This window comes from Martinezella rhizogenes (genome assembly GCF_007002745.1).
GTDB lineage: Bacteria > Pseudomonadota > Alphaproteobacteria > Rhizobiales > Rhizobiaceae > Agrobacterium > Agrobacterium cucumeris.
This window is the reverse complement of sequence record NZ_SGNY01000002.1, coordinates 304,877-323,849: the sequence shown is the minus strand read 5'-3', so window position 1 is coordinate 323,849 and position 18,973 is coordinate 304,877. Positions and strand designations below refer to the sequence as shown.

The 18,973-nt window shown below is 58.1% G+C and carries 20 protein-coding genes and 1 tRNA gene; 14 read left to right on the top strand and 7 right to left on the bottom strand.

Going from position 1 to position 18,973, the window contains the following annotated elements; all coding sequences use genetic code 11:
* Positions 1–35: 35 nt before the first annotated feature.
* Positions 36–920, bottom strand: coding sequence for an SDR family oxidoreductase (locus EXN68_RS07235; protein ID WP_142840211.1), 885 nt, complete (start codon positions 918–920; stop codon positions 36–38).
* Between the two features lie 111 nt (positions 921–1,031).
* Here EXN68_RS07235 and EXN68_RS07230 point away from each other — a divergent pair, with 111 nt between their 5' ends.
* The 5 genes from EXN68_RS07230 (at position 1,032) to EXN68_RS07210 (ending at position 3,991) form a co-directional block, all read left to right on the top strand.
* Positions 1,032–1,445 carry a winged helix-turn-helix transcriptional regulator gene (locus EXN68_RS07230; RefSeq protein WP_116979280.1) on the top strand — a complete coding sequence of 138 codons (414 nt, stop codon included), beginning with the start codon at positions 1,032–1,034 and terminating at the stop codon, positions 1,443–1,445.
* Between the two features lie 165 nt (positions 1,446–1,610).
* Positions 1,611–2,264, top strand: a complete 654-nt coding sequence (locus tag EXN68_RS07225; protein ID WP_142840210.1) for a TetR/AcrR family transcriptional regulator — start codon at positions 1,611–1,613, stop codon at positions 2,262–2,264.
* Positions 2,265–2,313: 49 nt separating this feature from the next.
* Positions 2,314–3,333, top strand: coding sequence for a ketol-acid reductoisomerase (gene ilvC, locus EXN68_RS07220; RefSeq protein ID WP_142840209.1), 1,020 nt, complete (start codon positions 2,314–2,316; stop codon positions 3,331–3,333).
* A 137-nt stretch (positions 3,334–3,470) separates the two neighbouring features.
* On the top strand, positions 3,471–3,725 hold the full coding sequence (locus EXN68_RS07215) for a type II toxin-antitoxin system Phd/YefM family antitoxin (protein WP_142840208.1): 255 nt from the start codon (positions 3,471–3,473) through the stop codon (positions 3,723–3,725).
* Positions 3,722–3,991: a Txe/YoeB family addiction module toxin gene (locus EXN68_RS07210; protein ID WP_046798129.1), complete on the top strand. Its 270-nt coding sequence runs from the start codon at positions 3,722–3,724 to the stop codon at positions 3,989–3,991. The genes EXN68_RS07215 and EXN68_RS07210 overlap by 4 nt, the downstream gene beginning before the upstream one ends.
* 4 nt (positions 3,992–3,995) lie before the next feature.
* Here EXN68_RS07210 and EXN68_RS07205 read toward each other — a convergent pair whose 3' ends face one another.
* Positions 3,996–4,445 carry an RbsD/FucU family protein gene (locus EXN68_RS07205; RefSeq protein ID WP_142840207.1) on the bottom strand — a complete coding sequence of 150 codons (450 nt, stop codon included), beginning with the start codon at positions 4,443–4,445 and terminating at the stop codon, positions 3,996–3,998.
* A gap of 276 nt (positions 4,446–4,721) precedes the next feature.
* Between EXN68_RS07205 and EXN68_RS07200 the strand changes: the two genes are divergently transcribed.
* From EXN68_RS07200 to EXN68_RS07175, 5 genes are all read left to right on the top strand, one after another.
* Complete coding sequence (locus tag EXN68_RS07200; RefSeq protein WP_142840206.1) at positions 4,722–5,966, top strand: aminotransferase-like domain-containing protein; 1,245 nt, start codon at positions 4,722–4,724, stop codon at positions 5,964–5,966.
* Between the two features lie 331 nt (positions 5,967–6,297).
* On the top strand, positions 6,298–7,281 hold the full coding sequence (locus EXN68_RS07190) for an ABC transporter substrate-binding protein (protein ID WP_142840205.1): 984 nt from the start codon (positions 6,298–6,300) through the stop codon (positions 7,279–7,281).
* Between the two features lie 9 nt (positions 7,282–7,290).
* Positions 7,291–8,985, top strand: coding sequence for an ABC transporter permease (locus tag EXN68_RS07185; RefSeq protein WP_142840204.1), 1,695 nt, complete (start codon positions 7,291–7,293; stop codon positions 8,983–8,985).
* Positions 8,973–10,001 (top strand): ABC transporter ATP-binding protein, encoded by a 1,029-nt coding sequence (locus EXN68_RS07180; protein ID WP_142840203.1) that lies wholly within the window; start codon positions 8,973–8,975, stop codon positions 9,999–10,001. The genes EXN68_RS07185 and EXN68_RS07180 overlap by 13 nt, the downstream gene beginning before the upstream one ends.
* A 59-nt stretch (positions 10,002–10,060) precedes the next feature.
* Positions 10,061–11,170 carry an endonuclease/exonuclease/phosphatase family protein gene (locus EXN68_RS07175; RefSeq protein ID WP_142840202.1) on the top strand — a complete coding sequence of 370 codons (1,110 nt, stop codon included), beginning with the start codon at positions 10,061–10,063 and terminating at the stop codon, positions 11,168–11,170.
* A 91-nt stretch (positions 11,171–11,261) separates the two neighbouring features.
* Here EXN68_RS07175 and EXN68_RS07170 read toward each other — a convergent pair whose 3' ends face one another.
* Entirely contained in the window at positions 11,262–13,001 is a 1,740-nt protein-coding gene (locus tag EXN68_RS07170; RefSeq protein ID WP_142840201.1) for a GGDEF domain-containing protein, read from the bottom strand.
* Between the two features lie 210 nt (positions 13,002–13,211).
* Here EXN68_RS07170 and EXN68_RS07165 point away from each other — a divergent pair.
* Positions 13,212–13,287: transfer RNA gene (locus EXN68_RS07165), tRNA-Thr, on the top strand.
* 60 nt (positions 13,288–13,347) lie between these two features.
* Here the strand turns inward: EXN68_RS07165 and EXN68_RS07160 are convergent.
* Entirely contained in the window at positions 13,348–13,701 is a 354-nt protein-coding gene (locus EXN68_RS07160; protein ID WP_142840200.1) for a nuclear transport factor 2 family protein, read from the bottom strand.
* 397 nt (positions 13,702–14,098) lie between these two features.
* Between EXN68_RS07160 and EXN68_RS07155 the strand changes: the two genes are divergently transcribed.
* A complete protein-coding gene (locus EXN68_RS07155) occupies positions 14,099–14,701 on the top strand; it encodes a J domain-containing protein (RefSeq protein ID WP_046798137.1) in 603 nt (200 codons plus the stop codon).
* A 7-nt stretch (positions 14,702–14,708) separates the two neighbouring features.
* Here the strand turns inward: EXN68_RS07155 and EXN68_RS07150 are convergent, their stop codons facing one another.
* Both EXN68_RS07150 and EXN68_RS07145 read right to left on the bottom strand, forming a co-directional pair.
* Positions 14,709–15,278, bottom strand: coding sequence for a DUF922 domain-containing Zn-dependent protease (locus EXN68_RS07150; RefSeq protein ID WP_404944519.1), 570 nt, complete (start codon positions 15,276–15,278; stop codon positions 14,709–14,711).
* Positions 15,279–15,480: 202 nt separating this feature from the next.
* On the bottom strand, positions 15,481–15,936 hold the full coding sequence (locus tag EXN68_RS07145) for a PRC-barrel domain-containing protein (protein WP_142840198.1): 456 nt from the start codon (positions 15,934–15,936) through the stop codon (positions 15,481–15,483).
* Between the two features lie 188 nt (positions 15,937–16,124).
* Between EXN68_RS07145 and EXN68_RS07140 the strand changes: the two genes are divergently transcribed.
* Positions 16,125–17,630: an anti-phage dCTP deaminase gene (locus tag EXN68_RS07140; protein ID WP_142840197.1), complete on the top strand. Its 1,506-nt coding sequence runs from the start codon at positions 16,125–16,127 to the stop codon at positions 17,628–17,630.
* A 2-nt stretch (positions 17,631–17,632) separates the two neighbouring features.
* Entirely contained in the window at positions 17,633–17,806 is a 174-nt protein-coding gene (locus tag EXN68_RS27390; protein WP_161991232.1) for a hypothetical protein, read from the top strand.
* A gap of 34 nt (positions 17,807–17,840) precedes the next feature.
* On the opposite strand, the gene EXN68_RS07135 is transcribed toward EXN68_RS27390, so the two are convergent.
* Positions 17,841–18,809, bottom strand: coding sequence for an alpha/beta hydrolase (locus EXN68_RS07135; protein ID WP_142840196.1), 969 nt, complete (start codon positions 18,807–18,809; stop codon positions 17,841–17,843).
* Between the last annotated feature and the right edge of the window lie 164 nt (positions 18,810–18,973).

Sequence of the window (18,973 nt, the reverse complement as noted above, 5' to 3'; positions counted from 1 at the left end):
TCCCCTCCCGGCGCGGGGTGGAACGGGCCGGCATTTCAGCCCAGCAGTGCGGATTTATGCTCGCTGAAGAAATCCGCTGCGGATTGCGGCGTCGCACCTGTCAGCGTTTCGAAGTCTCGGGTCACGATGTCGAAGTTTCCGGCGGCGATATTGGCGTCGGCGGAAGCGATCATGCCGGCAATGATGTCGGGCAATCCCGTCGCAGTTATTGCCTGCTTGAGCTGCTCGGGCGTGACCTGCACCACGGCAAGCGGCTTGCCCGTCACCTCGCTTATCAGGGAAGCCAGACCGTCGGCCGTCGATGTTTCCGCCCCGGTCAGCGTATAGGTCCGGTTTTCCGCCGGTTTCAGTAGTGCGGCGGCGGCAGCATGGGCGCAGTCTTCCCGGGAGACATCGCCGACCCTGCCGTTGCCGCGGGCCGTGAACCACTGGCCATTCTTCAGATTTTGCGGCATGCCGTGCAGGTGGTTGTCGAAATACCATGCATTGCGAAGAATGGTGTAGGGCAGGCCGCTTGCCTTGATCGCTGTTTCCGTTCCCAGATGATCGGGTGCGAAGCTGACGAGCGATTTGTCGGGGCTTGGCATCGACGTATAGGCGATATGCCGGATACCGGCTCTTGTGGCTGCCTCCACCGCCGTTTGGTGTTGTCTGAGGCGAAGGCCGGGGACCATGAGCGCATCGGTGGAGATGACCAGCAGCGTGTCGATGCCGGAAAAGGCGGCGTCAAGCGATGCGGGATCGTCGAAATCCGCGCGTCGCACTTCGGCGCCTTTTGCTGCAAGCGCGGAGAGCCGGGATACGTCGCGGGTGGCGGCGACGATATTGGCGGCCGGGACGTGGTAGGTTTCCAGGAGGTGGCGGATGACGGCCTGTCCAAGCTGTCCGGCGGCGCCGGTCACCAGAATTCTGCTCATGATTTTTATCCTTTCGGTCGTCTCAAAAAGAGAGCAGCACTAAAATAGGAATTGCCTAGAGGCTGTAAAGAAGGCAGGTTCTGCGCGGATCGTTACCAAAAGGGAACCATGCTTATGGATGTTGTCGGGCCCGCGAGGCAGGAAAACAGGCTTGACGAGGCCTTCGGGCTGGTGTTTTCCGCCACCAGTGTTGCCGATTGCCCCGTGCGGGACGTCATGAGCCAGATCGGCGGCAAATGGTCCACTTTGCTGCTGGGGGCGATAGCATCGAAGCCCTACCGTTTCGGCGAGCTGCGGCGCATGGTGCCGGATATTTCCCAACGCATGCTGACGCAGACACTGCGGGATTTGCAGCGCGAAGGCTATATTCACCGGCAGGTCTTTCCGACGAAGCCGCCAAGCGTGGAATACAGCATCACCCCGCTCGGCGCATCGCTCTACACGCCGCTTAAAGTCGTCATTCAATGGGCGCTCGATAATCACGATGCGATACGCAAGGCGAGAAGCCGGTTCGACATCGAGAACTGAATGCCGGCGCCTGCCACGCTTCATGCTGCGGCGCATGGCATGCCGCAGCGCGTCAATTCTCGTCCTCCTCCGAAGAATCCGCTTGACCGGGAAGCAGCCTCCGCTTAAATGGCGCTCGAACCGTACCGTACGGTACATTAATCGAGCCCCTGGAGTGGAAAAGACTTGGCTTCCGACCCGATCACAGCGCAGGAATTTTCGCCGCGTCAGAACGCCGTTCTGGACCAGGCATTGCGTCTATTGGTCGAGGGCGGCGAGAAAGCGCTCACCACATCGGGGCTGGCGCGCGCCGCCAACTGTTCCAAGGAAAGCCTCTACAAGTGGTTTGGTGACCGGGACGGCCTGCTGGCGGCGATGATTACATTCCAGCAGAGCAAGGTCCGCACCTTCGAAAAGGCAGGCGACCGCGTTTCCGCGCCGCAGCTTGCCGATCATCTCGAGGTTTTTGCGCATGATCTGCTGGATGTGCTGGCGGGTGACGTGTCGCTGGCGCTCAACCGTCTGGCCATCGGGCAGGCGAGCCGCGATGGTTCCAAGCTCGGCGATCTGCTGCTCGAGCGCGGCCGTCGCCAGATCGACCGCCGCGCCCGTGGACTGATCGAGGCGGGTCGCCGTTCCGGCTACCTGCGTTTCGATGACGCTGAAGAGGCGTATCGCGGTTTTTACGGTCTCATCGTTTCGGATCTGCATGTGCGCATGCTGCTGGGCGAGGCGCCGGACAAGGATTTTTCCGCCCGGGCAAAGAAGGCGGTCATCGCCTTTCTGACGCTCTACGGGACGGAAAAGGTACATTCGGAACTCAGCGGCAAACCCGCCTGAGATTCCGGTTCAGACAACTGAGAGACAAGCATTAGGGAAGGACCATAAAATGCGCGTTTATTATGATCGTGATGCCGATCTCAATCTCATCAAGGCGAAGAATGTCGTCATCGTTGGTTACGGCTCCCAGGGCCGCGCCCATGCGCTGAACCTTAAGGATTCCGGCGCCAAGAACGTCGTCATCGCCCTGAAGGCCGGTTCGCCGACCGTCAAGAAGGCAGAAGCCGACGGCTTCAAGGTCATGACCGTTGCCGAAGCCGCCAAGTGGGGCGACCTGCTGATGATGGCGACTCCTGACGAATTGCAGGCCGACATCTACAAGGCCGACATTGCCGGCAACATCCGCGATGGTGCAGCGATTGCCTTCGCACACGGCCTCAACGTTCACTTCGGCCTCATCGAGCCGAAGGCATCGCTCGACGTCGTCATGATCGCACCGAAGGGCCCCGGCCACACGGTTCGCGGCGAATACCAGAAGGGCGGCGGCGTTCCCTGCCTCGTTGCCGTTCACCAGAACGCTTCGGGCAACGCTCTTGAACTCGCTCTCTCCTACGCCTGCGGCGTTGGCGGCGGCCGTTCGGGCATCATCGAAACCAACTTCAAGGAAGAGTGCGAAACCGACCTCTTCGGCGAACAGGTCGTTCTGTGCGGCGGTCTCGTCGAGCTCATCCGCGCCGGTTTCGAAACGCTGGTCGAAGGCGGTTATGCGCCTGAGATGGCCTATTTCGAGTGCCTGCACGAAGTGAAGCTGATCGTCGACCTGATCTATGAAGGCGGCATCGCCAACATGAACTACTCGATCTCCAACACGGCAGAGTGGGGCGAATACGTCACCGGTCCGCGCATCATCACCGCCGACACCAAGGCAGAAATGAAGCGCGTCCTGCACGACATCCAGACCGGCAAGTTCACCACCGAGTGGATGCAGGAATGGAAGGCCGGTGGCGCTCGCTTCAAGGGCATCCGCCGCAACAACGACTCTCACCAGATCGAAGAAGTCGGCGCCAAGCTGCGCGGCATGATGCCCTGGATCGGCAAGAACAAGCTGGTCGACAAGGCTGTCAACTAAGCTTCATTGTTTGGTGGAAGATATGGAGGCCGGGGCGAAAGCTCCGGCCTTTTTCGTTCTGGGCCAAACTACCTAACCTTGACTTTCGTCGTCAAATACGTACATAAATCTGTACATATTTCCGAAAGGCGGCTTCTATGGCAAATGTGCGATTTACGGAATTCCGTCAGAACTTCGCGACCCATTTCGACCGGGTTCTGGAGACACGGGCGCCCCTGCTGGTTACCCGTCAAGGCAAGGAAGCCGTCGTCGTTCTGGCCGAAGGCGAATATGAGAGCATGCAGGAAACGTTGCACCTTCTATCCAACCCGGCAAATGCGTCTCGGCTTCGTGCTTCCATGCAAGAGCTTGAACGCGGTGACACCGTCGAGCGGGATCCGACCGAAGAATGAAGCTCGTCTGGAGCTTGAGTTCGTGGGACGATTATGAGTTCTGGCAGAGAACCGATGCCCGCATGGTCGAGAAAATCAACGACCTTATTCGTAATGCCAAACGCACACCCTTTTCGGGGCTTGGAAAGCCGGAGCCCTTGAAGGGCGACATGGCCGGTTACTGGTCGCGGCGAATTACCGGCGAGCATCGCTTTGTCTATCGGGTGTCCGGGTCTGGAAGCGAGCAAAAGCTGGAAATTATTCAGTGCCGCTTCCATTACCAGTAGGCGATCACTTCGGCGGGATGACGCCCTTTGTCAGCAGAAAGCAGCCATAAAACCGCGTTTCGCCTGTCGTGATGACGCAATAGGCCTGTTTGGCTCTTTCGTAAAAAGCGAAACGCTCGATGCCATACATCGGTGCGGATTTTCCTTCCGCTGCGTCGATTTCCTTCTGCACCTCGGCCTGGACCGGCTCCAGCTGATCGGGTGCGCCCATCACTTCCATGCGGCCGACCGAGGGCTGCAATGGCGTATCGAGCGGCAGGACGGACAGGATCGCCTGCATGGCGCGCGCGGCAGAGACGTTGTCGATATGCAGCACCTTGCCGACCGTTGTGTGACGGGAAACCGAATCGGACGGGAAATTGGTGTCGGAGATTACCAGCGTATCGCCGTGCCCCATGGCGCGCAGCGCGTGCAGCACATCGGCGTTCAGCGCCGGATCGATATTTTTCAGCATGTCGTCTCACTCCCATCGATGCTTTCGCCGCGTCACGGCGCTTGGCCGCAATCCAGCCGGAAAAGCTTGCCGCGTCAATCGCAAAGGTGAGATTGTGAAGCTTTGCGGGAGGGTGTATTTGGCTTTGTCCGCAAAAACGGGCCTCAGGGAGGGCCGGCTGCGGGCAATGTGCAGGGAGGCAGAAATAATTCGAAAAACTGATAAGTCAGTATTGCTGACATATCGACATTTCTGTAAAGATGCACGCATAAAAACGACACAAGAGGAAACGTACCCATGCTAGATTGGGAACAAATTTTCGCCACGCGCTCTTCGCGCATGAAAGCGTCTGAAATCCGCGAGCTGCTGAAGCTGCTCGAGCAGCCCGACATCATCTCCTTTGCCGGCGGTATTCCGGACCCGGCTCTTTTCCCCGCAGAGGAATTCCAGCAGGCTTATGCCGAAATTTTTTCAGGCGCGCAGGTCAATGCAGCGCTGCAATATTCGGTGAGCGAGGGTTACAAGCCGCTGCGCGAATGGCTGGCGGGCGAGATGGTCGATATCGGCATCGACTGCACCGCCGACAATGTCTTCATCGTTTCCGGCTCGCAGCAGGGTCTCGATTACCTCGGCAAGCTGTTCCTGTCGCCGAAGGATACGGCGCTGGTCACCTGGCCGACCTATCTCGGCGCACTTTCCGCCTTCAACGCCTATGAGCCGAATTACGATCAGCTCAATCCCGGCGGCAACCGCACGCCGGAGGCCTACCGCGAAACCGCCGCCAAGCATGGCGGTGCGGTGAAGTTCGCCTATCTCTCGGCCGATTTCTCCAACCCGACCGGCGAGACCGTTGATCTGGCCGGCCGTGAAAAGGTTCTGGCGCTGGCCGACGAGCTCGACATTGCCGTCATCGAAGACGCCGCCTATCAGTCGCTGCGTTACGATGGCGAGGCGGTTCCGCCGATCATGGCGCTCGACATTGCCCGTTCCGGCGGCATCGAGAACACCCGCACCATCTATTGCGGCAGCTTCTCCAAGACACTCGCACCGGGCCTTCGCGTCGGTTACATCGTCGCTTCCGCACCTGTTATCCGCAAGCTGGTGCTGATGAAGCAGGCCGCTGACCTGCATTCCTCGACCATCAACCAGATCGCCATCGAACGTGTCGCCTCGCGCGGTTTCGACAAGCAGGTGGCCAAGATCAAGGCCGCCTATAGCGCCCGCCGTAATGCGATGCTGGCCGCACTCGACAGGTACATGCCGAAGGGCACGCACTGGACGAAGCCGGAAGGTGGCATGTTCATCTGGGTCACCTTGCCGGAAGGCATGGATGGCGCCGCCCTGCTGGCAAAATCCATCGCCACGGAAAAGGTCGCCTTCGTTCCCGGCCGTGCATTCTTTGCGGATGGTTCGGGCACGAACACGCTGCGCATCAGCTTCTCCTGCGCCAACGAGGCGATGATTGAAGAGGGTATGAAGCGGCTTGGCCGGTTGATTACGACGGCGCAGGCGGAAACGGGCGAAGTGCTGCCGGCGATTTGATGTCATCGGCTTACGGCAGCGGTGGAGGGTGCGGCTTCACCCCCCTCTGTCCTGCTGGACATCTCCCCCACAAGGGGGGAGATCGACTCGTGGCGAGGTATCGCCCATCTCAACGGTTGAGAATGAAGTTGTGAGAGAGCCTCTTGCCGATCTCCCTCCTTGTGGGGGAGATGCCCGGCAGGGCAGAGGGGGGTAAGCCGCGATTACCAGGGAACATTGTTCCTCTCGATCGCGACGGCCCCAAGAGAACCCACCCCAAAAATCCTGCCTGTCACATACATGTTATGCAATCATGTTTAAGCGGTCCCACCAAACAACAGGGACTGGACCCATGAAAACGCTGCTTTCCGCTTTCACCGCCATCGTATCGCTCGGCTTTATCGCCACTGCTGCCAATGCCGCCGATCTGGTGCTCTATACCAGCCAGCCGAACGAGGACGCGCAGGCGACCGTTGATGGTTTCAAGGCCGCCAATCCCGGTCTTGAAGTCGAATGGGTGCGTGACGGAACGCCGAAGATCATGGCCAAGCTGATGGCCGAGATCAGCGCTGGCAATCCGGTTGCCGACGTGCTGTTGATCGCCGACACCGTGACGCTCGAGCGCATGAAGCAGGCTGGCCAGTTGCTGGCCCACAAGTCTGCCGAAGCCAAGAACATCGATGCTTCGCTTTATGATGCGGACGGCTTCTATTACTCCACCAAGCTCATCACGACAGGCATCATGTACAACACCGCTGCCGCGATGAAGCCGACGAGCTGGAAGGATCTGGCCAAGGCTGAAGCCAAGGGTCTCGTGACCATGCCGAGCCCGCTGACCTCGGGTGCAGCGCTGATCCATGCGCAGACGCTTGCTGCTGCCGATGGTCTCGGCTGGGACTATTACAAGCAGCTGAAGGCCAATGACGCCATTGCCGGCGGCGGCAACGGTGCGGTTCTGAAGTCTGTTGCTTCGGGCGAAAAGGCTTACGGCGTGGTCGTCGATTACATGCCGATCCGCGAAAAGGCCAAAGGCGCGCCGGTCGAGTTCGTTTTCCCGGAAGAGGGTGTTTCGGCCGTCACCGAGCCGGTCGCGATCATCAAGGGCACCAAGCACGAGGAAGCCGCCAAGAAGTTCGTTGACTACGTGCTTTCGGAAAAAGGCCAGCAGGGCTTCGTCAAGCTTGGCTACATTCCTGTTCGTGCCGATGCCGGCATGCCGGAAGGTTTCCCGGCCCGCGACAAGATCAAGGTTCTGCCGCTCAGCGCTGCTGATGCGCTGAAGAACTCAGAGCAGGACCTGAAGACCTTCTCCGATATTTTCGGCTCCAAGGGCTGATATAGCGGCATGTCCCGTTCAAGTGCCTATGGAAGCAGCCAGCCGCGCTGGCTGTTTCCTTTTGTGGTGAGTGTCGTTTTTGCCCTCAGCGCCCTGCCGCTCGGCCGGCTGGCCTATACCGGCATCATTTCATCACTCAATGGTGACATATGGCGGCTTCTCGCTGATCCAGCCCTTTGGGATGCGGCGCTAAACACGCTCTCCACCTCGTTTTTCGGCATGGTGATCTCGCTGGCGATTGGCGGCGCCTTTGCGCTTTCGCTGACGCTTTGCGACATTCGCGGCAAGTCGATCTTAAGCTTTCTGTTCATGCTGCCTATGATGATCCCGCCGCAGGTGACGGCGTTGTCGTGGATCGGCATGACCGGCCCGTCGAGTACGCTGTTAAAGGCCATCGGCCTTGCGCCGCCGATGGGATCGCCGCAGCCGCTTTATTCGATTGCGGGCATCGCGCTGCTGCTCGGCGTGCAGCATGCACCGCTTGTTTATCTGTCGCTGCGCGCCGGTCTGCTTGCGCTGCCGCAGGATGGCATCGAGGCCGCCAAGCTTTCGGGCGCTTCGCCGCGCCGTGTGCTGTTCGATATTATCCTGCCACTTTCCACGCCGGGGCTGATCGCCGGGGCGGCGATTTCCTTCGTGTCCAATGTCGGCAATTTCGGCATTCCGGCAATCCTCGGCATACCGGGGTCGATCTTTACCCTGCCGACGCTGATCTACAGCCGTTTCGCCAGTTTCGGCACCAGCACCTTCGGCGATATCGCCATTCTCTCCACCATGATCGCCATCATCTCGGTCGCCGGGCTGGCGCTTCAGGAACGGGCGATGAAGGGCAGGGACTATCGCATCATCGGCCTTTCCGGCAAGGCCGCGACCTTCGGGCTGGCGCGCTGGCGGGTGCCGGCAGAATGTGCCCTGTGGTTGGTGCTGTTCTTCATGCTGGTTGCGCCGCTTGCGGCACTGGTGGCGAGTTCGCTCGCGCCTGCCTATGGCGTGCCGCTCAGCCTCAAGACCGCGACGCTGCATGCCTATGAGGAACTGCTCTACCGCCAGAGCGTCACCCGTACCGCCTTCCGCAATTCGCTGTTTCTGGCAACCGCCACATCGCTCTGCCTGCTGGCGGTAACTGTGCTGACCGCCTATTTCCTGGTGCGCGGCAAGAGCCGCTTCATGTTCCTGCTGTCGGCCCTGGTGGATATTCCCTATGCATTGCCGGGCGTGGTTATCTCGGTGTCCTTCGTGCTGCTTTTTGCAGCCCCCATTCCGTTGTTGGGCATCACGCTTTACGGCACGATCTGGATCATCCTGCTCGCCTATTTCTCCTCCTTCTTTGCCGTCAGCCTGAAACCCATGGTCAGCGCCTTCCTGCAATTCGATCCGTCGCTGGAAGAGGCCGCTCGGCTGTCCGGTGCCGGTTTCTGGCGGCGGCTCACGGATATCATTCTGCCGCTGGTCGGCCCGGCGGCGGGCGCTTCGGTCATTCTTGTTTTCCTGATCGCCTGTAACGAGCTAACGGTCTCGGCGCTCCTGTGGTCGGCCGGCACGCAGACGCTCGGCGTGCTCATCTACAATCTCGATGACAGCGGCAGCTTCGATCTTGCATCCGCGCTTTCGGTGCTTGTCGTCATCATGGTGATTTTCCTCATGTTGCTGCTCGAAATTCTGGGGCGCTATCTGCCGAAAGGAGTGGTTCCTTGGCGAAACTGATCCTCAACCGCCTGTCGAAAAATTTCGCAGCCGGATCGAAGCCTGCCGTCGACGACGTGTCGCTTACCGTGCGCGATGGCGGCTTTCTCGCCTTGCTCGGCCCTTCCGGCTGCGGCAAGACGACGGTGCTGCGGATGATTGCCGGTTTCGAACAGCCGACCGACGGCTCCATCCTGCTTGGCGAACGCGTGCTGGCCGATGGGGGCAGCATGGTGCCGCCGGAGCGGCGCAACATGGCGATGGTGTTCCAGTCCTATGCCTTGTGGCCGCATATGTCGGTTGCCGACAATGCCGGTTACCCCTTGAAGGTGCGCGGCATTTCCGGTGAAAAATATCGCGAGAAGGTGCGTCAGGCGCTTGCCGCCGTCCGCCTCGAGAGCTTTGCGGATCGCCGTCCCGCCGAGTTGTCCGGCGGCCAGCGGCAGCGTGTGGCGCTTGCCCGCTGCCTCGTTACCGAGCCTGACGTGGTACTGCTCGACGAGCCGCTCGCCAATCTCGATCGGCATCTGCGCCAGGAGATGGAGGAGACGTTCCGCGAATTCCACATCCGCTCCGGCGCGACGATGATCTATGTTACCCATGATCAGGCCGAGGCGATGGCGCTGGCAACCGATGTCGCCGTCATGTCGCAGGGCAAGCTCTTGCAGGTGGCGGCACCGGCAGAGCTTTATGCGCGGCCGGAAGGCAGGCTTGTCGGTTCGCTGGTGGGGCAGGGGGCGATCCTGACCCTGCCGGTAACGGAAGGGGTTTCGCGCGATCTTGACTGGACGGCGCTTCGGGCGGCGATGGAGAGTGACAGGCACCTGCCGCAGGCGGATATTCTCGTGCGGCCACAGGATGTGGTGCGGGACGCGGAGGGTGTCAGCTGCACTGTCACCTCGGTCCTTTACGAGGGCGAGCGTTATGCTCTCCGTCTCGACCTGCCGGATGGGCAGGCGCTCAGGGCGTATTCGCGGGAAGCGGTTGCCATTGGTGATCGGCTGCCGGTTGCTATCAGGGCGGCGTGGCGGCTTTAGACTATTGGCGAGACAGGGCCGGAGCGGTTAAGCTTTCCTTCCAGCAATAGGAATGAACCATGTCGCTTCGGCTTGCCACCTTCAACATCGAAAATCTTCTCACCCGCTTTGATTTCACCGGCTTTCGCAACCAGACGCGACGCGACAGGGCGATCCAGCTGTTCGATATCAGGGACGAGGCGACCTATCAGGCGCTGGAAAGCGCGCGGACAGTCTCCTCCACCGACGATACCCGCCAGCTTTCGGCGCTCGCCATAGCGGATGCGGATGCCGACATTCTCTGCCTGCAGGAGGTCGATAACATGGCCGCGCTGCAGGCCTTTGAATATGGTTATCTTTACCGCATGGTCGGTAATGGCTACCTGCAGAAATATCTGGTCGAGGGCAATGACAGCCGCGGCATCGATGTCGCCGTCGTCATGCGCGAGCAGACCCGAGATGGTGACAAGATCGAGGTGGTCGACATCAAGAGCCATGCGGCGCTGACCTATCGCAATCTCGATCTCTTCAATCCGACGCTTTCGGCCACCAACCAGATCGATGACAAGATTTTCAAACGGGATTGCCTGGAAATCGACCTCCGGATCGGCGGCAAGCCGCTGACGCTTTACGTCACACATTTCAAATCCATGACCAATTCCCGCGATCCGGTCGATGCGCGGCTCGCCACCATGCCGATCCGCGAGGCGGAAGCCATGGCCGTGCGCCGTATCATCGAAAACCGCTGGGGCGTCGGCAATACGCGCAACAAGAACTTCGCCATCTGCGGCGATATGAACGACTATCAGGAGCGGGTGGCGATTTCAGGCGATCGGCGCAATGGCTATAGTTTCACGCCCGTCGAGGAGGCGAGGAGCGCGCTCGATGTCTTCACCGCCGATGATTTCGTTACCAATCCGATGATGCGCCGCGATGTCATGGATCGCTGGACGCTTTATCATTCGCGTGGGCCGCAGGAGCAGCATCTGTGCCAGCTGGATTACATCTGGCTTTCACCGCGTCTGGCTGAAATCAACGCGGCAAGGGCTCCTGAAATCATCCGGGCGGGCCAGCCGTATCGCACCATCTTTCCGCCGGGGCAGGAGGTGGAACGTTATCCGCGCACCGGCTGGGATCGCCCCAAGGCTTCCGACCATTGCCCTGTCGTGATGACGCTGGACCTGATCTAGAGATTTTTCGGGTTTTTTCGACGTAAGAAACGATTTCCGTTCTGACTGGAAATGCTCCAGCCGCCGGCAGCTTGCCGTTCCATGCCAGCAGCTATCCGTTGGCGACCTTTGGGAAATAGGTGGCCCAGACGCGGTTGCGGCCGGCACGCTTGGCTTCATAAAGCCGGTCGTCGGCGATTGCGATCAACTCGTCCCAGCTGTTTATCGCCCGCGCTTCCTGCCACACCACGCCAAAGCTTGCCGTCAGCGACAGGCCGCTTTGCTCATCGATCATCTGTGCTTCGATCAGACGGCGAAGGCGGTCGGCGGTTGCCGTCGCGGTGGCGTGGCTGACATCCTGCAGCACGACGACGAATTCCTCACCGCCGTAACGGGCCAGAATATCGTTCTTGCGCAACGCGCTGCGCAAAAGCCCCGCCGTCTTTTGCAGCGCGAGGTCGCCCATGGCGTGGCCATAACGATCGTTGATTGACTTGAAGTGGTCGATATCGACAATCATCACGCCGAGCGACTGATACTGTTCCTCGCCGCTCAATATGGCGCGAACGGCCCTTTCCAAGGCACGGCGATTGAAGACGCCCGTCAGGGCATCGGTTTCAGAGAGCGTGCGAAGCTGCTCGGCCAGCGCGCGCTGCTGGTTTTCCATTTCGCCCTTCTGGCGAAGCTGCTCGCGCAGGAAATCGAGTTCCTCGAACATCTTCTTCACTTCGGGAGCAACCCTGTCTTCACAACGGGCTTCGGAAAGGTCTCCGGCGGCGATCGCGGCGATCTGCGCTCGGACGGATTGCATGGGCTGGAACAGCGCCGTTCTATAGACGGAAGTGAGCCGCAGCAGGACCAGAACCGCGATGGCGGCGAGAAGAAGGGATGCTGCACCAAAGACCAGAGCCTCGTTCTTCCTTTTCTCGAGTCTTGCCCGGGTTTCGGCGAGAATGAGGTCGCGCAGCGTATCGGACGAGCGCATGCCGGCAATATAGTTCCTGGAGAATTCAAGAATGCTTGGCTGGGCGGAGGGCATGGCTATCACGATGGTATTCTGCGCATAACGCAACGCCTGACCGAAATAATAAGTCTCCATGTCCTGAAACGCCTTGTCCAGTTGCGGCGTCGACAGATAGGCGGCGGTGTAGTTGATCAGCGACGCTTTCAGCGACAGCAGGCTCTGCATCTCATTGTCAAACCTGGCACGATATCCCAGCTTTTCCTGCCTGTTTGCCCGCAGGCTCATCACCACATAAGAGCCGAGCCGCCCGATCCTGTCGCGCATCACGCCGGCGGTGCCGGTCATGGTGATATCGATCGCCACTTCAGGCGTGACCTTGATGACGGCGCGTGCCACCTTGCCGCGCAGCAGGTTGACGCTGTCAGCTGCCTTGAACATCGATAAAATCGCGTTGGACATGGCGCTTTGGCTGCGTGTGGCAGGGGGCAGCGCGGCAACCCGATCCACGGCTTCGCGGGATTGCGCCAGTTTCTGTCGGGTTTCGGCGAGTGATTTCGAAAATTCAGGCTGGGCCTTGATTTCCTCGGTGAAGGAAACTTCAAGTTCCGAAAGCTTGTCATCCGTCGCCTTGCGTGCAGCCGCAAGCCCTTCCGCCAGCTTCGGATCGGGGGCGGATGCGCCCATCAGATTGTTTGCAGGGCCGCGCTCGGCCGAGATCAGCCATGCGGACTGAAGTGCGGTCTCGAAACGGGTGAGCTGGGCGGCATTGGTGCGGTAACGCAGATAATTGGCGACACTTGGCACTGCGGCGAGAGTGGCCAGCAGTATCGAACTCGCGGCGATGACGATCGTGCCTGTCAGCTGTATTTTCTGTATGCTCGCGCGCATCTGAGGCGTCGTTCTCGCTGCAATGGTTATGTTTCATCGCCATCTTACCGGCGCTGCGTAAATACTTCGCTTATTTTCCGGGCCTTTGCGGCGATGATAGTCTGGGGTACGATGAGCGCAGGTGATGTGGAAAAGCTATTCGCTGATGCCGTGTCATCAGTTTTTGCTTTACACCAAGTCAGAATCTGATAGTTGGCAAGGCACTGGATTGCCCTTGTAGCTCAGTTGGTAGAGCACCTGATTTGTAATCAGGGGGTCACGAGTTCGAACCTTGTCGGGGGCACCAGTATTTTCAATAGCTTGAACCTGCCTCCATCCGCACTTCCGTTGCTTTTCCGGACCGCACCTACCGCTTGATGTGGTAGAGCTTGTGCACGATCGACCAGTTGCCTTCGTGTTCCAGCAGGGACAGGTATTCGTAAAAATCCATGCCATCGAAACTTGTCGTCAGCTTCACCGAGGCGCTGTCGCCCTCCTTGTCGATGCCCATGATTTCGAATGTGGGGTCGTGATCCGGCAGGCCGCGTTCGTTTTTTCGCATCTGGTCCACGAAGTCCTCCAGGGACAGCCATTCGGTCTCCCCTTCGAAGGTGCCGACAATGCTGGCGCGCGGATCGAAAACGTCACGCATCAGGCTCTCATCGGCATAGGCCATGGCGTGCACATAGTCCGTGACGGTCTGGGTAATGGTTTGCGGCATCGGATCATCCCTCCCTTCAGATCCAAAAGCCGAGCTTACACCCGTTGGTGAGTTTCCACCATAACCTCCTGAAAACGCGCTCCTTACGCCTTCGCAAAAGTGTTTTACGGTGGCCTGCCGCAAAGGCGGCGGGTGGAGTGGCGGCATGTTTTGCTGCCGCTTTCCACAATTTTGTCCCGCCTGTCATTATAGTCGCCTTGGGTCCGACAAATTTCGGCATCAAGGGCTTTTCCGCCGGTCGTCCTGCGGCGTGCCATGAGGCTTTTATGTGGGCTTTGCCGGTTTAACCGCCGGTACGGGGTGCCGTGCGGGGCGGATTTGGCCTATGATCCGCCCGCAGGTCCTGTGACGGTGGTATCGGGCATGCGGGTAACAGTTTGCGTTTGAAGGTGTTTTTGTGATCGATCCCTATGTTTTGCTTGGCGTGGAGCGCGATGCCGACGAGGCGGCGGTCAAGTCGGCCTATCGTAAGGTTGCCAAGGCGGCCCATCCCGACAGCGGTGGCGACGCCGATCAATTCGCCCGCCTGCAGACGGCCTACGAGCTTTTGAAGGATCCGGTGCGCCGCAAGGTGTTCGACGATACGGGTTACGATCCACAGCTTGCCGACGCCAAGGACCTGAAGGGCCTGCTGATGCTGGAAACACTGGTCAACGAGTTCATTCTGGATGAGCGTGAACCCGGAAGTTTTGATCCCGTGGCCGCCATGCGTCGCAAGCTGACCGACGATATTCTCAAAAGCCGCTTCCACATTCTGGAACTTGAGCGGCACCGCACCCGGGTTCGCAAACACATGGATCGTCTCGGCCGCAAGCCGGAGACCGATGTGCTGAGTTCCATGCTGCGCGCCCGCAGCCAGTCGATCGCCGAAGCCATCCGCAATGCGGAGGCCCAGATCGAGGCAATCGAGCAGGCCTATACGATGCTCGAGGGTTATTCCTATGAGCTGGAGACGATGGTGCTGTCCGAGCCGCTGCTGAAAGGCGAGGCGGCGGAATAATCGCTCTTCAGGGCCCGTTGACCAGCGCGAGAATGAGCTTGTGCACCCGCCCGCCGGGGGAAAGCTCGTCCCGGTCGAAATCACGGCCGCGCTGGCGCTGCTCGTTGGAAAGCTCGCCCAGCCGTTGCTGCAGGACAACGCGCACCTTCTGGCATTTCGGATCGTTTTCCGCCCTCAGACCCGTGCTGAAGGCTTCGATCTTCTGCACCATGTCGAGAATATGTTCGCCATGGACACGCTCATGGGTTTCGACGCCGGAAATGAAGGTTTTCCAGCTGGCGGCAACGGCGGATGGCAATTGCGCCGGTGCTTTCGGCCAGGTGTAGATGATGGTGAGATTGGGCCTTGCGGTGGCCAGCACACAGGCGCCGTCTGGCTGCGGACGATAATCCCGCCGCCAGGTCAGCTTGAAGGTCGTGTGGGCGATCGCCTGTACGCCGGCGGTCGGGCCGCGTTCGCCGATAGACTGGTACAAAGCACCGCCGGTATTGCCGCTGATGGCATAGGTTTTTATCTGCTCTGCGGGTTTCCAGCCGGTGGATTGCGCGAACAGCGGAACGGCGCTTAGCAACATCATGACGGTGCTGGTGGCGAGGGCGGAGACGGTCTTGGCGGGCACGCATGGATCCTTGGTGATTTGCGAGCCGAAGATAGGCGAGAGGCGGGCTGTCAGGCAAGGGTCTGTGCGATGGGATTACCAGATGCCCTGCCGGAATATAACGCAGGAAAAACCCCCGCGATGACGGATCGCGGGGGCAAGCTTGCGACTGCAGGGGTAATCAGTCGTCCAGCTTGTCGTAGTCGAGCTTCGGCGCGTTTTGCAGCGCTTCCTTGGTGGTGTCGACATAGGCCTTCCAGGTGCCGTTGTCGTTGTTGACCGCGACCGAGGCCGGGTCGAGCACCACGTAGCTCTTGTCGATACCGAGGAAACCGCCGACGCTGGCCACAAGGCCGATCACCGACTTGCCGTCGCCGATGACGACATCTTCGATTTCGCCGATGTTTTCGTTCTGCGCGTTATAGATGTCCATGCCATCGAGCTGGGACGCGGTGAGGTCGGTCTTCTGGACATTGACGAACTTCAGCGGGCCGCTGGCCTTGGTGCCCATGGTAATGCCAGGGCCGGACAAAGCGGCGTCCGCGCCGGCAGCAGGAGCCGTAGTGGCCGTCTGTGCAAAAGCCACGGAAGAGGAGAGCGCTGCTGCCGCAGCGAGCGCGATGACCTTGATTTTCATGATGTTTCTTCCCTTTGTATGCTGAACGTTGCGTTCGGGGAGGAAACGACGGGAGGCGGATTTGGTTCCGATGATCTGCCTGAGAGAACTAATCAGAACTTATTAGCGTAAAAGGCTACTAATCTTTGCCGGTTGCAATTCAATCTGCCTCGCGTAAAAATAGTTAAAATGATTCCAAAAGGTGTAAAATGGCTGGGAGCAGAACGATTATTCAACATAAGACGGTCGATCCGGCAGTGGTGGGCGAAGATATACAGTCCGATGAACTTGTTACGTTAGACCAACGACGTACACAGGAGTTAGTTTTTGCTATGGTCGCGCCTATCGGATCGGGCGCATCCACAGTAGCTGAACTTATAAAGTCCAAAATTGCCGAAAATTTCGGATATGAGACTAATTTAATAAAAGTAAGTGATTTAATAAACGAACGTGCTGAAAGTTTGGGTGAAAATAAAGTTCGAGCTAATGATCGTGATCGTGTTGAACGTCTGCAACAGCTCGGTAATAATCTTAGAGAGAAGCACTCAAGTGATGTTCTTGCAGTATTTAGTATTGATAAGATTAATCACTCACGAAAAGATACGCAAAACGGAGAGGACAGGCGATTTTGTACAATTATAGACTCTCTAAAAAATCCTGAAGAAGTTGCATTGCTAAGAAAAGTTTACGGTGATTCATTCTGGCTTATTGGTGTTTTTGCCCCAGAAGATAAGAGAATATCTAGATTAGAGAATAATATTTCAAATTCTTCTTATATTTCAAAGATAAAAGATGCTGATTATGATGAGGGGCTTGATTTCGGTCAGTCCGTTCGAAAGACAATGAATTATGCGGACATATTTTTTCGTAATGATGGCGATAATACAGATGGTGTAGGGAAATCTGTTGATAGACTATTGAATCTTGTATTTGGAATTAGTGTGCAAACGCCAACCCGCGAAGAGTACGCTATGCAGGCTGCTTCTGGGGTTTCATTAAATTCAGCATGTCTTTCCAGGCAAGTTGGTGCAGTTATTGTATCAAGGACGGGTGAGATTATTGGGCAAGGCGCGAACGATGTTCCTAAATTTAGGGGCGGAACCTATAACGTCGATGATGGTTCAGGCGATAATCGCTGTTATAAATGGAAAGCATGTCAATGTTGGAACGACTTTCATAAGGATAAACTGTTCGATCAAATAAGCGCCAAGCTTGGAAGCGACACAACCAATGATCTCAAAAACGGATTGCGTAAAACGGACGTTAAAAATCTGATTGAGTTTTCTCGTGCCGTTCACGCAGAGATGGAAGCTATCATGTCGGTCGCTCGTCAGGGTAAGCAGGGGATAGTTGGCTCTAAACTTTTTACTACGACATTTCCTTGTCATAGTTGCGCTCGCCATATTGTAGCAAGCGGAATTGAGACGGTTGTTTATATCGAGCCTTATCCCAAAAGTTTGGCATTGACGCTGCATTCTGATGCTATAACTACGAATGCAAATGAGAGCGAAAAGGTAGCTTTCCTTCAATATGAAGGGGTGTCTCCATCTAGTTTTTCGCGCGTTTTTGGACCCAAGCTTGAACGTAAAGAATCAGGTAAGGTAAAAAATGTTATACCCAAACAAGCGCGCCCGCTTGCGTCGCCGCCACTGGATTCATTGGTGAGCAGAGAGCAGCTTGTTTTAGCACCAGTATTGGAAAAGGAGAGGATATGAACATGAAACGCGAAAAGCAGTTAAATTTTCTTCTGCCTATCACCAATAAAAATGTTAAAGCCGGGGAATATAAGGCGGGGGCCTCACAATCGTTGAATGATAAGATTGACGATGAAAAGCGTTATATCAAAATAAAAGAGTCATTGAGAAGTAAGGGGCTATTCAAGTCTCGCTAGGCTATTCCGAGTGTGGTATTCGACAGGGCGTGCCTCAATCCTTGGCTTTGTCGGCAGCCTTGTCCCATTCCCCATCGATGAACTTCAGCGCGTCGATAATCGAAACCTTCCACACCGACCAGACGTGATCGCCGTCGGTCACCCGCAGCTCGGATTTGCGCTTGTCGGCCTGCAGCGTCTCGTGCAGGGCGATGGCCCCGCGCCAGAGGAAGAAGCTGTCATCGTCGCCGACGGTCAGATAGGTGGCGGGCAAATCCTGGCTTTCGGCCACATGCTGCGCCACGAGGGTGAAGACGTTCTTTTCGTTGAAGAGCCTCGCATCGAAAGGTGTGCCGAAGGCGCCAGAGAAATGGTCGCCGGTTGAAGGAAGCACGATGCCGCTGGTGACGGTGGTGCGGTCGACCCGGTGGAAAAAGGCGCTGTCCTGAATGAGCTTGAGCTCGGCGGGTGTCTTGTCGAGATCGGAGGCGGGGACATTCTGCCAGATGGCGCCCGACAGGCTGGCGACGGCGCCATAGAGGCCTTCATGGCCATAGGCGAGATGCAGGGCGCCGAAACCGCCCATGGAGAGGCCGGCGATGGCGCGGCCTTCCCGATCTTTCCGCACCGGCAGCGTTTTTTCGATCTGGTGGCGCAGATCGCCGGTCAGGGCGATTTCGTAATCGCCGGGGCCGCCGACAGCGGCGGAATCCACATACCAGCTGTTTTTCACACCGGGCATGACGACAACCAGCGGGCGGATGGCGCCGGCAGCGATGAGCGTATCGAGCGTCTTTTCGATATTGCCGAGATCGCGCCAGCTGTTCTGGTCGCCATCATGGCCGTGCAGGAGGTAAAGCACCGGCCAGCCGTTTTCCGGCGGTGCGCCGTCCAGGCGATAGATGTTGACGGGGAGCGGCGCATTCAGGGCGGCACTATGGAGGGTCGCATCCTCGATCTGTCCGGCAAAGGCCGGGGTGCAGGTGAAGAGAAGGCAGAACGCCGCCAGATTTTTTCGATACATGCGGTTGCTCCCTGCTGCCATTCCGGCGGAAAATGAAGACAACATTGCCATGGCCCTGGATGCCGATCTGGTGAAAGTTTTTGGTGCGGGCCACGTCGCAGCACGGATCAGGCAGTGCGAAAGCTGATCGCCGTTGCCGGAGCGCGTGAGTGCTCCGGCCATGT